The organism is Nitratireductor mangrovi, assembly GCF_007922615.2.
GTDB lineage: Bacteria > Pseudomonadota > Alphaproteobacteria > Rhizobiales > Rhizobiaceae > Mangrovimarina > Mangrovimarina mangrovi.
Map to the genome: position 1 here is coordinate 4,793,956 of NZ_CP042301.2, position 14,849 is coordinate 4,808,804.

At 64.3% G+C, this 14,849-nt stretch carries 14 protein-coding genes; 10 read left to right on the plus strand and 4 right to left on the minus strand.

The window, feature by feature from the left end; translation table 11 throughout:
• Positions 1-181: 181 nt before the first annotated feature.
• The gene (locus tag FQ775_RS23475; RefSeq protein ID WP_146297549.1) at positions 182-745 is read right to left on the minus strand and encodes a DUF924 family protein; all 564 of its coding nucleotides are present in this window, start codon (positions 743-745) and stop codon (positions 182-184) included.
• Between the two features lie 230 nt (positions 746-975).
• On the opposite strand from FQ775_RS23475, the gene FQ775_RS23480 reads away from it, so the two are divergent.
• The 5 genes from FQ775_RS23480 to FQ775_RS23500 all read left to right on the plus strand — a co-directional run bounded on the left by FQ775_RS23480 (position 976) and on the right by FQ775_RS23500 (position 6,246).
• Entirely contained in the window at positions 976-2,568 is a 1,593-nt protein-coding gene (locus tag FQ775_RS23480; RefSeq protein WP_146297547.1) for an ABC transporter substrate-binding protein, read from the plus strand.
• 58 nt (positions 2,569-2,626) lie between these two features.
• Positions 2,627-3,631: an ABC transporter permease subunit gene (locus FQ775_RS23485; RefSeq protein ID WP_146297545.1), complete on the plus strand. Its 1,005-nt coding sequence runs from the start codon at positions 2,627-2,629 to the stop codon at positions 3,629-3,631.
• 82 nt (positions 3,632-3,713) lie between these two features.
• Positions 3,714-4,568, plus strand: coding sequence for an ABC transporter permease subunit (locus FQ775_RS23490; protein WP_146301776.1), 855 nt, complete (start codon positions 3,714-3,716; stop codon positions 4,566-4,568).
• 2 nt (positions 4,569-4,570) lie between these two features.
• Positions 4,571-5,422 (plus strand): ABC transporter ATP-binding protein, encoded by an 852-nt coding sequence (locus tag FQ775_RS23495; protein WP_146301775.1) that lies wholly within the window; start codon positions 4,571-4,573, stop codon positions 5,420-5,422.
• Entirely contained in the window at positions 5,419-6,246 is an 828-nt protein-coding gene (locus FQ775_RS23500; protein WP_146297543.1) for a dipeptide ABC transporter ATP-binding protein, read from the plus strand. The genes FQ775_RS23495 and FQ775_RS23500 overlap by 4 nt, the downstream gene beginning before the upstream one ends.
• Here FQ775_RS23500 and bhcR read toward each other — a convergent pair.
• Entirely contained in the window at positions 6,243-7,079 is an 837-nt protein-coding gene (bhcR, locus tag FQ775_RS23505) for an HTH-type transcriptional regulator BhcR (RefSeq protein WP_146297541.1), read from the minus strand. The genes FQ775_RS23500 and bhcR overlap by 4 nt on opposite strands.
• Positions 7,080-7,283: 204 nt before the next feature.
• Between bhcR and bhcA the strand changes: the two genes are divergently transcribed.
• The 4 genes from bhcA (at position 7,284) to bhcD (ending at position 11,669) form a co-directional block, all read left to right on the plus strand.
• Positions 7,284-8,483, plus strand: coding sequence for an L-aspartate--glyoxylate aminotransferase BhcA (gene bhcA, locus FQ775_RS23510; protein ID WP_146297539.1), 1,200 nt, complete (start codon positions 7,284-7,286; stop codon positions 8,481-8,483).
• Between the two features lie 20 nt (positions 8,484-8,503).
• Positions 8,504-9,460, plus strand: coding sequence for a beta-hydroxyaspartate dehydratase BhcB (gene bhcB, locus FQ775_RS23515; protein ID WP_146301774.1), 957 nt, complete (start codon positions 8,504-8,506; stop codon positions 9,458-9,460).
• A 26-nt stretch (positions 9,461-9,486) separates the two neighbouring features.
• Complete coding sequence (locus FQ775_RS23520) at positions 9,487-10,608, plus strand: DSD1 family PLP-dependent enzyme (RefSeq protein WP_146297537.1); 1,122 nt, start codon at positions 9,487-9,489, stop codon at positions 10,606-10,608.
• Positions 10,609-10,703: 95 nt separating this feature from the next.
• Entirely contained in the window at positions 10,704-11,669 is a 966-nt protein-coding gene (gene bhcD / locus FQ775_RS23525) for an iminosuccinate reductase BhcD (RefSeq protein ID WP_146297535.1), read from the plus strand.
• A 27-nt stretch (positions 11,670-11,696) separates the two neighbouring features.
• Here the strand turns inward: bhcD and FQ775_RS23530 are convergent, their stop codons facing one another.
• Complete coding sequence (locus FQ775_RS23530; protein ID WP_146297533.1) at positions 11,697-12,623, minus strand: LysR family transcriptional regulator; 927 nt, start codon at positions 12,621-12,623, stop codon at positions 11,697-11,699.
• Positions 12,624-12,714: 91 nt separating this feature from the next.
• On the opposite strand from FQ775_RS23530, the gene FQ775_RS23535 reads away from it, so the two are divergent.
• Positions 12,715-13,611 carry a DMT family transporter gene (locus tag FQ775_RS23535; RefSeq protein WP_146297531.1) on the plus strand — a complete coding sequence of 299 codons (897 nt, stop codon included), beginning with the start codon at positions 12,715-12,717 and terminating at the stop codon, positions 13,609-13,611.
• A 69-nt stretch (positions 13,612-13,680) separates the two neighbouring features.
• Here the strand turns inward: FQ775_RS23535 and FQ775_RS23540 are convergent, their stop codons facing one another.
• Positions 13,681-14,595, minus strand: coding sequence for a helix-turn-helix domain-containing protein (locus FQ775_RS23540; protein ID WP_146297529.1), 915 nt, complete (start codon positions 14,593-14,595; stop codon positions 13,681-13,683).
• Between the last annotated feature and the right edge of the window lie 254 nt (positions 14,596-14,849).

The window sequence follows — 14,849 nt, forward strand, 5'->3', positions numbered from 1 at the left end:
CTGATCCTCCCTCGCGCAGCAGCGCTTGTTCTGTCCGGTCAACCGCGGCCCGACAGGCGGGCGACACGCGAGAAGCCGGCTTCCCTTGTCGTATCTAGGGCCAAGCTGCGCCGGCGTGCAAGTATTACGTTGACGTAAAGGTTAGAGCAGCCTGCGTGCGTTTCGGCTGCACGGGCGGCGGCTATTGTCCGTAGCCGCTGTGGCCCTCGAGGAAACTCGCCTCTTCCGGCGAGCTTTCACGGCCGAGTGCGCGGTTGCGATGCGGGAAGCGACCGAAGCGGGCGACGATGTCGCGATGCTCGATGGCGTATTTCAGGCTGTTTTCGTTGCCGAGGTCGCGAAACATCTTCACTGACAACTCCTGGTCGGCAAGCACCTCGGAATGCATCAGCGGCATGTAGAGAAACTGGCGCTCCGTTTCCGTCATGCCCGCATCGTAGCCGCGCTCGATTGCCCCGTGTGCAATGGCCAGCGCGACGGGATCGCCGGCGAAGGCATCCGGCGTCCGGCGGTGGATGTTGCGGGTGAACTGGTCGAGCACGATAATGGCCGCAAGTGCCGATCGAGGGTCGCCGAGGAAGGCTTCAGGCGGAGAATGGAGCGCCGCCTCGCAGGTATCGGCAAACCGCGTCCTGATCCTGTCGTCGATGTCCTCGGCACCCGAGTACCAGTCTTCCGGCGTCATTTCGTCGAACCAGAAGCGCAGGACGGCTCCGGCGTCAAAAGGGCTGGTCGGCTTGTTCATGGGTCCTCCTGACCGACAATTAGTCGTCGCCCCGCCAAATTGCAAAGAGCGCCTCGAGGCTCGCCGCTGGGTTGATCGCAAATTCATTCTACCCCGACGCCGGAACGGAGACGAAACTTCCCTTGCGGCACGAATCTGGGGTGTTTCCATGCTCAATGATCGGTGCTTATATGCCGCCTTCACGGGCCGGGGCACAACGGTCCCAGCCAAGGTAATGGGAGTACTTTCATATGAAACGGTACAGCTTCGCGGCCGCTCTGCTGGCTGCGACGATGCTCGGTGGCGTCGCCAACGCAAAGACACTGGTCTATTGCTCGGAAGGCTCGCCCGAAGGTTTTGACCCGGCGCTCTATACCGCCGGAACGACCTTCGATGCCTCCTCCAAGACGATCTACAACCGGCTCGTCCAGTTCGAACCCGGAACCACCAACACCGTACCCGGACTGGCGGAGAGCTGGGAAGTTTCGGATGACGGCCTCGAGGTCACCTTCAAGCTGCGCCCGGGCGTCAAGTTCCACACCACCGACTATTTCACCCCGTCGCGGGACTTCAACGCCGACGACGTGATCTTCACTTTCGAGCGCCAGCGCGTCGCTGACCACCCGTTCCATGCCTATGTCGAAGGCGCGAGCTGGGAATATTTCAACGGCATGTCGATGCCGGACCTGATCAAGTCCGTCGAGAAGGTCGACGACATGACGGTCAAGTTCGTCCTTAACCGTCCCGAGGCACCGTTCATCGCCAACATGGCAATGGATTTCGCGTCGGTGTTCTCCAAGGAATATGCCGACAAGCTGTCGGAAGGCGGCAACGTCTCCGACCTGAACCAGAAGCCGATCGGCACCGGCCCGTTCAAGTTCGTGGCCTACCAGCCTGACGCCGTGATCCGTTATGCCGCGCATGCTGACTACTGGGCCGGCAAGCAGCCGATCGACGATCTCGTTTTTGCGATCGCCACCGACGCCTCGGTGCGCCAGCAGAAACTGATCGCCGGCGAGTGCCACGTCACGCCTTATCCGAACCCCGCGGACATCGAGAGCCTGAAGGCCAACGATCAGCTCAACGTCATGGAGCAGCAGGGTCTCAACGTCGGCTATCTGGCCTACAACACCAAGGTCGCGCCCTTCGACAACGCCAAGGTGCGCAAGGCGCTGAACATGGCGATCAACAAGGAAGCCATTCTCGACGCGGTCTTCCAGGGTGCCGGCCAGGCGGCGAAGAACCCGATCCCGCCGACGATGTGGTCGTATAACGACGCCATCGAGGACGATCCGTACGATCCGGACGCTGCCAAGGCGATGCTCGCCGAAGCCGGCGTCTCCGACCTGTCGATGAAGGTCTGGGCGATGCCGGTGCAGCGCCCCTACAATCCGAACGCGCGTCGCATGGCCGAACTGATCCAGGAGGATTTCGGCAATATCGGCGTCGAGGTCGAGATCGTGTCCTATGAGTGGGGCGAATATCTCGAGCGCTCCAAGGCGGAGGACCGCGACGGTGCGGTGTTGCTCGGCTGGACCGGCGACAACGGCGATCCGGACAACTTCCTGGCCGTTCTGCTCGGCTGCGACGCCGTGGGTGGCGCCAATCGCGCGCAATGGTGCAACGACGAGTTCAACGGCCTGATCCAGAAGGCGAAGACGTTGAGCACGCAGGAGGAGCGTGCCGCGATCTACGAGGAGGCGCAGGTCGTCTTCAAGCGCGAAGCGCCTTGGGCCACGATCGCGCATTCGGTCGTCTTCATGCCCATGCGCAAGGAAGTGCAGGGCTACAAGATGGATCCGCTCGGCGGACATGCCTTCGAGGGCGTCGATCTCGCCGAGTAGGCGATAGTTCCCACGAGCAAAGCGGCGGCGGCTCCGGCCGCCGCCGACCCGGTTTCCAATGCTGCGATTTCTGATTTACCGCCTGGCGCTGCTGGTACCCACCTTCATTGGGGTCTCCATCATCGCGTTCTCTTTCATCCGGCTGCTGCCGGGCGATCCGATCCTGCTGCTGGCCGGCGAGCGCGGCATGAGCGAGGAGCGCTACCAGCAACTTCGGGCTCTCTACGGCTTCGACCAGCCGCTCTATGTGCAATATTTCAATTATGTCGGAGACCTGCTTCAAGGTGACCTCGGCAACTCGATCGTCACCAAGCGGCCGGTCCTGGATGAATTCTTTACCCTTTTCCCAGCCACGATCGAACTCTCGCTCTGCGCGATCATCGTGGCCATACTGGTCGGCGTGCCCGCAGGCGTCGTCGCGGCGGTGCGGCGGGGATCGTGGTTCGATCAGTCGATCATGGGCGCCGCACTTGTCGGTTATTCAATGCCGATCTTCTGGTGGGGCCTGCTGCTGATCATTCTGTTCTCGGGCATCCTCGGCTGGACGCCGGTTTCGGGACGTATTTCGCTTATCTACTTCTTCCCGCCGGTGACCGGTTTGATGCTGATCGACAGCCTGCTTTCGGGGCAGGCCGGCGCCTTCAAGTCGGCGGTGTCGCATCTCATCCTGCCGACGGTCGTGCTCGCCACGATCCCGCTGGCGGTGATCGCCCGCCAGACGCGCTCGGCAATGCTGGAAGTTCTCGGCGAGGATTATGTGCGCACGGCGCGCTCCAAGGGCCTGCCGCCACGGCGGGTGATCGGCCTGCACGCGCTGCGCAACGCGCTGATCCCCGTCATCACCACGATCGGCCTGCAGGTCGGCGTTCTTCTCGCCGGCGCGATCCTCACCGAGACCATTTTTTCGTGGCCCGGCATCGGCAAGTGGATGGTCGACAGCGTTTCCAAGCGTGACTACGAGGTGGTGCAAGGGGGCCTGTTGCTGATCGCCGCCGTCATCATGATCGTCAACCTGATCGTCGACGTGCTTTACGGTCTCGTTAACCCCAAGATCAGGCACTGAGGCGGTGAGCGTGACCGGACAACAAAACGCGGCCACGACCGGAGCGAAGACCTCAGCAGGTTTCGTGTCGCAACGTCGCGCCATGCTGCGCGAGTTCTGGTACTATTTTTCGCAGAACCGCGGCGCCGTCATCGGGCTTTTTGTCTTCCTCTTCATCGTGGTCGTCGCGCTGCTGGCGCCGCTGATCGCACCGCACAGCCCGAGCCTGCAGAACCGGGGTTCCTTCCTCGTGCCGCCTGTCTGGCAGGAGGGCGGCGACTGGCGCTTCCTTCTCGGAACCGACGCCGTTGGCCGCGACATCCTCTCGCGGCTGATCTACGGGGCGCGGTTTTCGCTGTTCATCGGCCTGGTCGTGGTCTCGCTGTCCGTCAGCGTCGGTGTGATCATCGGCCTCGCCGCCGGTTATTTCCGGGGTGTCATCGACACCGCCGTGACGCGGTTGATGGACATCATCCTGGCTTTCCCGTCGCTTCTGCTGGCGCTGGTGCTGGTTGCCATACTTGGCCCCGGACTGACCAATGCCATGATCGCGATCGCCCTCGTCCAGCAGCCGCACTACGTGCGCCTGACCCGAGCCGCGGTCATGGCGGAGAAGGGTCAGGACTACGTAACAGCCGCGCGCGTTGCCGGCGCCGGCAATCTGCGGCTGATGTTCCGCACCATACTGCCCAACTGCCTGGCGCCACTGATCGTGCAGGCCGCGCTCTCTTTTTCTACCGCCATCCTCGATGCCGCTGCACTCGGCTTTCTCGGCATGGGCGCCCAACCGCCCACACCGGAATGGGGCACCATGCTCGCCGAGGCGCGGGAATTCATCCTGCGCGCCTGGTGGGTGGTGACCTTGCCCGGCCTTGCGATCCTGGTCACGGTGCTCGCCATCAACCTGATGGGTGACGGCTTGCGTGATGCGCTCGACCCGAAACTGAAGAGGTCGTGACGATGCACCTTCTCGCCATTGAAAACCTCGTCGTCGAGTTCGAAACCGCCAGCGGCCCGTTCCGTGCCGTCGATGGTGTGTCGCTGCATGTCGACGCTCGCGAGGTGCTGGCGATTGTCGGCGAATCCGGGTCCGGCAAGTCGGTCGCGATGCTGGCCGTGATGGGCTTGCTGCCGTGGACTGCGAAAGTAACCGCCGCCCGCATGGAGTTTGCCGGCCGCGACATGCTTACCCTTTCTGCGGCGGAGCGGCGCAAGATCATCGGCAAGGACATCGCCATGATCTTCCAGGAACCGGTCGCCAGCCTCAATCCGTGCTTCACGGTCGGCTTCCAGATCGAGGAAGTGCTGCGGGTGCACACCGGGCTTGACGCAAAGGCGCGCCGGAAGCGCGCAATCGAGCTTATGACCGACGTGGGCATTCCGGAACCGGAGGAGCGGCTGGGCGTCTTCCCGCACCAGATGTCGGGCGGCCAGTGCCAGCGTGTCATGATAGCGATTGCGCTCGCCTGCAATCCCAGGCTCCTGATCGCCGACGAACCGACCACCGCGCTTGACGTCACCATCCAGAAACAGATTCTCGACCTGCTGATGAAACTGCAGGCCGAGCACGGCATGGGGCTGATCATGATCACCCACGACATGGGCGTGGTCGCCGAGACGGCCGATCGCGTCGTGGTGCAGTATCGGGGCCGCAAGATGGAGGAGGCCGACGTGCTTTCGCTGTTCGAGGCGCCGAAGCACAACTATACCAAGGCCTTACTGGCTGCGCTCCCCGACAACGCGACGGGCGACCGGCTGCCGACGATCTCCGACATCTTCGACGGCTACGCAGGCGACGGAGCCTCCGCATGAGCGAGATCGTATTGGAAGGCCGCGAACTCGTCCGCGACTACCACATCGGCGGTGGGCTGTTTTCGGCGTCGCGCACGATCCACGCGGTCAAGGGCGTTTCCTTCAGGGTCGAGAAGGGCAAGACGCTCGCGATCGTCGGCGAATCCGGCTGCGGCAAGTCCACCCTCGCCCGCATCATCACGATGATCGACGCCCCCACTGCGGGCGAGCTTTTCATCGATGGCGAGAAGATCGACATTGCCCGTGACGGCCTGACGGCGGAATTGCGCCGCAAGGTGCAGATCGTCTTCCAGAACCCGTACGGCTCGCTCAACCCGCGCCAGAAGATCGGCGATGTTCTTGGCGAGCCATTGCTGGTCAACACCGCCATGCCGACGGCGGAGCGGCGCGACCGGGCCATGGAGATGCTGTTGAAGGTCGGGCTCGGGCCGGAGCATTTCAATCGCTATCCGCATATGTTCTCGGGCGGCCAGCGCCAGCGGATCGCGATCGCCCGCGCACTGATGCTGAACCCGCGCATCCTGGTGCTCGACGAGCCAGTCTCGGCGCTCGACCTGTCGGTGCAGGCGCAGGTTCTGAACCTTCTCGCCGACCTGCAGGACGAGTTTGAACTCACCTATGTCTTCATCAGCCACGACCTGTCCGTGGTGCGCTACATCGCCGACGACGTGATGGTGATGTATTTCGGCGAGGCGGTCGAATATGGCAGCCGCGACAGCGTTTTCTCCGACCCGCAGCACAGCTATACGAGGACGCTTTTCGCGGCCACGCCTCGCGCCGACGTCGAAAGCATCAGGGCGCGCCTCGCCAGGAAGGCGGCCTAGGCGTCGCCCGGCGGCTTTGGAGCGCGACCACCGACCGCGGCGGTGATCGTCGCTGCCGCCTTGCGAACCAGTTCGCCATGCCGGGCATCGTTTTCCTGCGAGACCCGAACCGACGGCCCTGAAATCGACACGCCCGCCACCGCTTCACCGAAGGCGTTGAAGATCGGGGCGGCGATGCAGCGCATCCCAACGGTTCGTTCCTCGTCGTCAACCGCCCAGCCGCGCGCCCGCGTCTGTTCCAGTTCTTCGACCAGGCGACCAGGCTCGGCGATGGTGCGTTCGGTAAACCGCGCCAGTCCCTTGTCGCGCACGATATGGTCGACCCGGCGCTGCGGCAGGAAGGCCAGAAGCGCCTTGCCGATGCCCGATGCGTGCGCCGGCCCGCGCGTGCCGGGTCGGAAGAAGGCGCGGATCGGCTCATGTGTCTCCACCTGGCTGACGAAGATGACCTCGCCGCCATCGAGGATGGCGAGATTGGCCGTTTCACCAGTTTGCGCCATCAGCGCCTGCATGACCGGCCGGCTCTGCTCGACCATGCTGGTTCGTCCGAGGAAGGTGCTGCCGATCCGGAACGCCTCGAGCCCGACGAACCAGAGCTGGTTCTTTTCGTCGAACTCGACAATGCCGTGTTTCTGCAGCGTGATCAGCACCCGGTAGACCGTCGACGGGGCCTGCTCCATCGCCGCTGCGATCTCCGACAGCGACAGGCCATCGGCCTCGGCAACACGTTTCAGGATGGCGATCGCGCGGTCGAGCGACTGAACCGACCCTCCCTGCTGGGCCCGGTTGAAGGCGCGCGGCCTCCCCCGTGAGCGCTTGATGCGATTATCCATGACTGTCACCATAAGCGTAAAATTTTTTCAGTCTGCGGAAAACAAAAAAGCATATACAGAACAGTGGGTAAAGCGACCTGCGAAGAAGAATGAAAAAATTTTTCAAAAAAATTGCGCGCGATGCCGGGCAAGCCTATCGTAGGCCCATTCTTCGGCGGCCGCCTGACGGTGGCGCCTGATGCCGCGACCAGTGGAGGACGCGCAATGTCGACACAGAATCCGGTGTTCATTCCCGGACCGACCAACATCCCCGACAGGCTGCGGCGCGCCATCGACGTGCCGACCATCGATCACCGCTCGAGCCTGTTCGCCGAGGCCTTCAAGCCGGCTGTCGACGGTGTGCGGCGCGTTCTGAAGACGCGCGACGGCGAGGTGGTGATCTTCCCGTCGACCGGGACCGGCGGTTGGGAGGCCGCCATCACCAACACGCTATCGCCGGGCGACCGCGTGCTTGCTGCCCGCCACGGCATGTTCTCGCACCGCTGGATCGATTTGTGCCGGCGCCACGGTCTCGAGGTCGAGGTGATCGAGGCCGAATGGGGCGAGGGCTTGCCGGCCGATCGCTTCGCGGAGGTCCTTGCCGCCGACCGGGGCCATGGCATCAAGGCCGTCCTCGCCACGCATAACGAGACGGCAACGGGCGTGCGCAGCGATATCGCCGCGGCGCGCAAGGCGCTCGACGAGGCGCGCCATCCGGCACTGCTTTTCGTCGATGGCGTCAGTTCCATCGCCTCGATGGACTTTCGCATGGACGAATGGGGCGTCGACCTTGCCGTCACCGGTTCGCAGAAGGGCTTCATGCTGCCGGCCGGCCTCGCCATCGTCGGCGTCAGCCGCAAGGCGCAGGCGGCGATGGAAAAAGCGACCTGCGCACGCTGCTTCTTTGACTTCCGCGACATGCTGTCCGCCTACCAGCGCGGCGGTTATCCCTATACGCCGCCACTCAACCTGATCTTCGGCCTTGTCGAGGCAGTGAAGATGCTTGAGGAAGAGGGGCTGCCGGCGGTGTTCGCCCGCCATTTCCGGATCGCCGAGGGCATCCGCAAGGCCGTCGAAGCCTGGGGGCTGTCGCTTTGCGCCCGCGACCCGCGGCTCTATTCCAACACCGTGAGCGCGATCGTCGTCCCGCACGGCCTCGACGGCACCCGTGTCGTCACCCACGCGGCGGAGAAATACGGCGTCGCCTTCGGCGTCGGTCTCGGGGAGGTCGCCGGCAAGGTCTTTCGCATCGGCCATCTCGGCTCGATGACCGACGTCATGGCGCTGTCGGGGATCGCAACCGCCGAAATGGCGATGGCCGATCTCGACTTTCCGGTTACGTTGGGCTCCGGCGTGCGTGCCGCGCAGGAATATTACCGGTCAACCAACGGCGTCTCCCACCGTATCTCCAGGAAGGCCGCCTGACCATGGACAGTTCGACCACGATGTATATCCCGACCTACAATGACGTTCTGGCCGCGCATGAGCGCATCCGGCCCTATGTGCACCGCACGCCCGTGCTCACGAGCTCGTACCTCGACGGGCTCGCCGGCGCGGAACTGTTCTTCAAATGCGAGAATTTCCAGAAGGCCGGGGCCTTCAAGGTGCGCGGCGCCTGCAACGCCGTATTCGGTCTTTCTGAGGCCGATGCCAAGCGTGGCGTCGCCACCCATTCCTCCGGCAACCATGCCCTGTCGCTTACCTACGCGGCCGGCCGCCGCGGGATCAAGGCGACCGTCGTCATGCCGGAGACGGCCCCGAAGGCGAAGATGGACGCCGTGCGCGGCTATGGCGGCGAGGTGATCACCTGCGCACCCAGCACAGAGGCGCGCGAGCGCACCCTGGAGGCGCTGGTCGACCGCACCGGCGCCGAGTTCGTGCATCCCTACAACGACCACCGCGTCATCGCCGGGCAGGGGACCTGTTCGCGCGAACTTCTCGAAGAGGTCGGCGAACTGGACGCCGTGGTCGCGCCCATCGGCGGCGGCGGCATGATTTCCGGTACCTGCCTGACCCTCTCCAACATTGCACCCGACACCAAGGTCTACGCCGCCGAGCCCAAGAATGCGGATGACGCCTGGCGTTCGCTCAAGGCCGGCCACATCATCGAGGACGACGCCCCGCAGACGGTCGCCGACGGCCTGAAGGTCTCGCTGCGCGAGCGCACCTTCCATTTCGTTTCGAGCTACGTGACCGACATCCTGCTGGTCAGCGAAGAGGAGATCGTCTCCGCCATGCGGCTGGTCTGGCAGCGCATGAAGATCGTCATCGAGCCGTCGAGCGCCGTCGCGGTCGCCGCTGTTCTCAAGAATCCCGGCCTGTTCGCAGGTCGCCGCGTCGGGGTGATCCTGACCGGCGGCAATGTCGATCTCGACAAGCTGCCCTGGATAAACAAGGCCTGAGAATTTCGTTTCCCGAGGAGTATTCCATGACCATCAACATACCCGCTTCGGTCGGCATGCCGGTCGAGGAGGTCGACACCCCTTGCCTCCTGGTCGACCTCGACGCCTTCGACCGCAACATCCGGACGATGGCCGACTTCATGAAAAAGCATGGCCTGCGCCACCGCGCCCATGCCAAGACACACAAATCCTCCGACATCTCGATCATCCAGGTGGAAAAGGGTGGGGCCGTCGGCGTTTGCTGCCAGAAGGTGAGTGAAGCCGAGGCACTGGTCTCGGCCGGCGTGCGCGACGTGCTCGTCTCGAACCAGGTGGTGACGCCGAAGAAGATCGAGCGGCTCGCGGCTATGGCTACCCGCGCACGCGTTCTGGTCTGCGTCGACGATCTCGGCAATGTCGATGACCTGTCCGCCGCCGCCCAGAAGTACGGGGTCACGATCGAGTGCCTGGTCGAGATCGACGTCGGCGCTGGCCGCTGCGGCGTGCAGCCCGGCGCGGCGGCCGTCGGAATCGCCAAGAAGATCGACAAGGCGCCCGGGCTGACATTTGCTGGACTGCAGGCCTATCAGGGCAAGGCTCAGCACGTGCATGATTTCAGCGAACGAAAGGGCCTGATCGACGCCGCGGTCGCGAAGGTCCGGGAGACGGTCGATCTGCTGAAGGCCGAAGGGCTGGACTGCGACATCGTCGCTGGTGCCGGTACGGGAACCTACTATTTCGAGGGCGTCAGTGGCGTCTACAACGAGTTGCAGTGCGGCTCCTACATCTTCATGGATGCCGACTACCAGCGCGTGAAGGACGACAGGGGCGGTTTCATCGGCGAGTTCGACAACGCGCTTTTCATCTACACGACCGTCATGTCGAAGACGAAGACCGACCGCGCAATCTGCGACGCCGGCCTGAAGGCACAGAGCGTCGACAGCGGCTTGCCGGTCATCTTCGACCGCGATGACGTCACCTATATCGGCGCGTCGGACGAGCACGGGGTCATCTCCGATCCCGAAAACAAGCTGAGGCTTGGCGACAAGCTCAAGCTCATCCCCGGACATTGCGATCCGACCGTGAATGTCCACGACTGGTATGTCGGCATTCGCAATGGCCGCGTGGAGGCGCTCTGGCCCGTCACGGCGCGCGGCATGTGCCTGTAGCCGCTGCGATGGAACTCGCGAATGCCACCACCCGGCGTGCCGAAGGGGAACCGCGCCGGGTGGGCCCTTCACCTACAGGAAAGTCTGCGCCACCCATGATCGTGATACCCGAGCACCTGGTCGAAAGGCTGTTCACGGCCGAGGCCGCCTTCGAGGCCGTGGAAGCGGTCTTTGCCGCGATGAGCCGGCGCGAGGCGGAAAACTTTCCCGTTGTGCGCGACATGATCGGCCACGCCGACGCCGTTTACGGCATCAAGTCGGGCTTCGACCGGGCCGGCCTCGCGCTCGGCCTCAAGGCAGGTGGCTACTGGCCGGGCAATGCGGAGAAGGGGCTGACCAACCATCAGTCAGCGGTGCTTTTGTTCGATGCCGACACCGGCCGTCCCTCGGCCATCGTGTCGGGCAATCATTTGACGGCGATGCGAACCGCCGCCGCAAGTGCCGTTTCCATTCGTTATCTCGCTCGACCGGACGCCAGGGTGCTTGGCATGGTCGGGGCCGGGCACCAGGCCGCGTTCCAGATGCGCGCTGCCTTGCGTCAACGCCATTTCGAGAAGGTGGTGGGCTGGAACCTGCATCCTGAAATGCTGCCCGGGCTCGCCGCCGTCGCGCAGGCGGAAGGCGTTGCCTTCGAGGCCGTCGAACTGGATCGCCTTGGCGCCGAGGCGGATGTCATCATCACCATCACTTCCAGCTTCGCGCCGATCCTGCTCGCCGAACATGTGAAGCCGGGCACCCACATCGCCGCGATGGGCACCGATACCAGAGGCAAGCAGGAACTTGATCCGGGACTGGTCGCCGCAGCGAGCGTCTTCACCGACGAGGTGGCGCAATCGATCTCGATCGGCGAATGCCAGCACGCCGTCGCCGCCGGGCTCGTCCTCGCCGAAGACATTGGCGAGATCGGCGCCGTGGTGACGGGCGCCGCTGCCGGCCGCAGGTCACTGGAGGAGATCACCTTGTTCGACGGAACCGGCGTGGCCCTGCAAGACCTCGCCGGCGCGGCCAAGGTCGTCGAGCTCGCGCGTGATGCCGGGCCGCTGGTGTCGGTCGATCTCTGATCGGGACAATAGGGTCGGGAAAAGCTGCTAGCGACCGTCCTTCAGGAACTGCTCGACCCGGGCCGGGTCGAGCTCGGCACAGGCGGCGATCCGCCGCGCCAGTTCGGCCCCCGCCGGGCGCGCCTCGCCAACCGGGCGGTCCATCCAGTAGGAAACCGGGTTCAGCACGGTGCGCTGATCGACCTGGGCGATGCGCCCGCTCGCGATCACCGGCCCCGCCAGAGGCGGTCGCGCCAGCGAGATGCCAAGCCCGTAGGCGGCGGCGTCGAGCACCAGATTGTAGTCCTCGAAGCGCCGGTCTTGCGCTCGCGGGCGATAGTCGATGCCATGCGCGCCCAGCCAGGCACGCCAGCCCGAGGCGTCGGAATCGTGGATCAGCGGGTATTTCAACAGCCGCTCCGGATCACCCGAGCCGAGTTCCGCCGCGATATCCGGCCGCGCGATCGGGAAAATATGCTCCTCGAACAGCTTGACCGAGACCCGACCCGGGATGCCACCGCGCCCGCAGCGCACCGACAGGTCGATGCCTTCATCCTCCAGATCCGTCTGGCGGATGTCGACCTCGAGCAGGATGCGCAGCGGTGGTGGCCCGCCCTCCAGTTCCTTCAGCCGCGGGATCAGCCACAGGCTTGAAAGCGACGGGATCGAGGCGAGCCGCACCACCATGGCGCCGCGCGGTTCCGTCCAGCGGTCGGTATTGTCGGCAATCAGTGCGAAGGCTTCAGAGGTGCGCAGGAACAGCCGCTGGCCCTCCAGCGTCAGTTCGACGCCGCGCGCCCCGCGCTCGAACACCTTCAGGCCGAGCCAGTCCTCGAGCTTGGCGATCTGGCGGCTGATCGCGCCATGGGTGATGTTGAGCGCTTCGGCCGCGCCCGAGAAGCTGCCGGTGCGCGCCGCGGCCTCGAAGGCGCGCAGGGTGTCGAGCGGTGGGAGGTCTCGCGAGCTGTGATCCATGCTCACAGCTGACCCTCGATCCTTTCGTTTGTCAACGAGCTCGTTCGATCCTTTATTGGCTCCAACGCCTCGGTGCGACGGAGACAAAGCCATGACAACCGCAATCGAATTCTCAGGAAATCAGACTCGACTGGACATGGGCGCGCTGATCGCCGTCGGCGTCACCATCATCGGCTGGGCCTCGGCCTTTCCGGCGATCCGCGCCGGCTTGCACAGCTTCGGCCCCGCCGAGCTCGGCGCCATCCGCTTCGCCATCGCCGCCCTTCCGGCAGCGCTTTATCTGATCGTCATGCGCCCGGCGTGGCCGGCGCGCGGCGAGGCCTGGCGCTTCGTCTATGGCGGCGTGGTGTTCGTCGGCCTCTACACGCTGTTCCTGAATTTCGGCGAGCGGACCGTTTCGGCCGGCGCGGCGAGCTTCATCATCAATGTCAGCCCCATCATCACTGCCGCCTTCGCCGTGTTCGTGCTCGGCGAACGCTTCCCCGCCATCGCCTGGGCGGGGACGATCCTGTCCTTCGCCGGTATCGGCCTGATCGCGCTCGGCGAGGGCGAGGGGCTCAAGCTTGAATTCGGAGCGCTGCTGATCCTCGGCGGAGCCCTGGCGGCGGCGACCACGACGATCGTTCAGAAGCCGCTCTTCAAGACCCATCATCCGCTCACCGTGGCGGCATGGAACATGGTCATCGGCGCCGTCGTGCTGTCGCCCTTCCTGCCGGAAGCGATCGGACAGGCTGCGACGGCCGATATGGAAGGCTTCTTCGCGGCGATCTATCTGGGCGTGGTGCCGAGCCTGATCGCCTATGCCAGCTGGGCGGTCGCCCTGTCGCGCCTGCCGGCCGCGCGCGCCTCGAACTTCCTCTACGCCGTTCCGCCTGTAGCCACCGTCATGGGCTATTTCTGGCTGGCCGAGGTTCCGACGCTGCTCGGTATGATCGGCGGGTTGATGGCGCTTGGTGGCGTCGTGGTCGTCAATCTCAGCCGCAGCTGAATGTGCGGGCGGTGAAGCAGAGGGGGCGCCATCGGCGCCCCTTTCTGCTTGCCTTGCGGGGAGTTCGCGTCAGGCGTGCTCACGCGCATACTGGCTGGGCGAACAGCCATAGCGGCCCTTGAAGGACCGGTTGAAGTTTGAGATGTCGTTGAAGCCCGAGCGCATGGCGACGTCGGTAATGTTGACCGTGCTCTCGGCAGGACGATGGAGCGACAGGAGTTCGGTCGCCAGGACCAGGCGCTTCTTGCGCAGAAGCTGAATGAAGCTGGTCCCGTTGTCGAGAAAGTCGCGCTGCAACTGGCGCTCCGAAATGCCGATCTTGCGCGCGAGCCAGTTGAGCGAAAGCTGCGGGTTGGTGAGGTTGCGCTCCATCACGCTGACGGCGAGCGCGAAGCGGTTCTCGCGCGAACTCATGCGCGCGGCGTCCATGGCGTCCTGTTCGGGCGTGAACGCGATCCGCACCAGGTCGAACAGGTAGCTCGGGTCGCGCTCGCGATGCCAGGCGTTTCTCCACTTCCCTTCGCCCTTCGTGAAAAGCGCGCGCATGGCCGCGTTCATGGGATGGCCCGACCTCAGCGTTCGCCCGATGGCGAGCTTGTTGTCCGCTTCCAGAAGGAACGTGCCGCGCGGCAGGTGAACCGAGAGAAAATGCGAGGTCCTGCGCTGGTAGCGAATCTGCGCCACCTTCGTCGAATCGAGCAGATAGAACTCGCCTGCCTCCACGATGTCCTGTTGCCCTTGCTGCTCGACCAGCGAACGCCCCGAAAGCTGAGCGAACAGGAAGATGTGCTCGTTCTCATCCCGCCTGATGCCGTCTGGCGACCGCTCTATCAGATCGAGGTCGCAGGCGACGTTGGCCATGTCGAGGCCGTGGAAACGGACGGCCTTGAAATGGCCGTCGATGTCATGCCGACCACGCCCTGGTACGCCGTAATAGTGGCCGCACGTGCGGTGCAGGCGCGAATGCCATTCGTCGAAATGCACCTGGGTTCCCTCCGCTTATTGTCCGGCGGGCTCCTCAGCGCGACCGGCGGTTTTTCGGGAAATGGTAAAGCGGCTTTCGGATTTGGCAAGGACGAACACTTGGGCGCCCCTTCGGCGGGTGGAACCAGTCGTGTGGAGACACGGTTTCCGGCCGGCGCAAAAATTCCGCTCGTTATGGCGTGAGAATCCAAGCCGGCAGCCATTGGTCGAGCTAGACTTTCATTTGTCGCATTCCGCCGGGAGGAGCCTGCGGA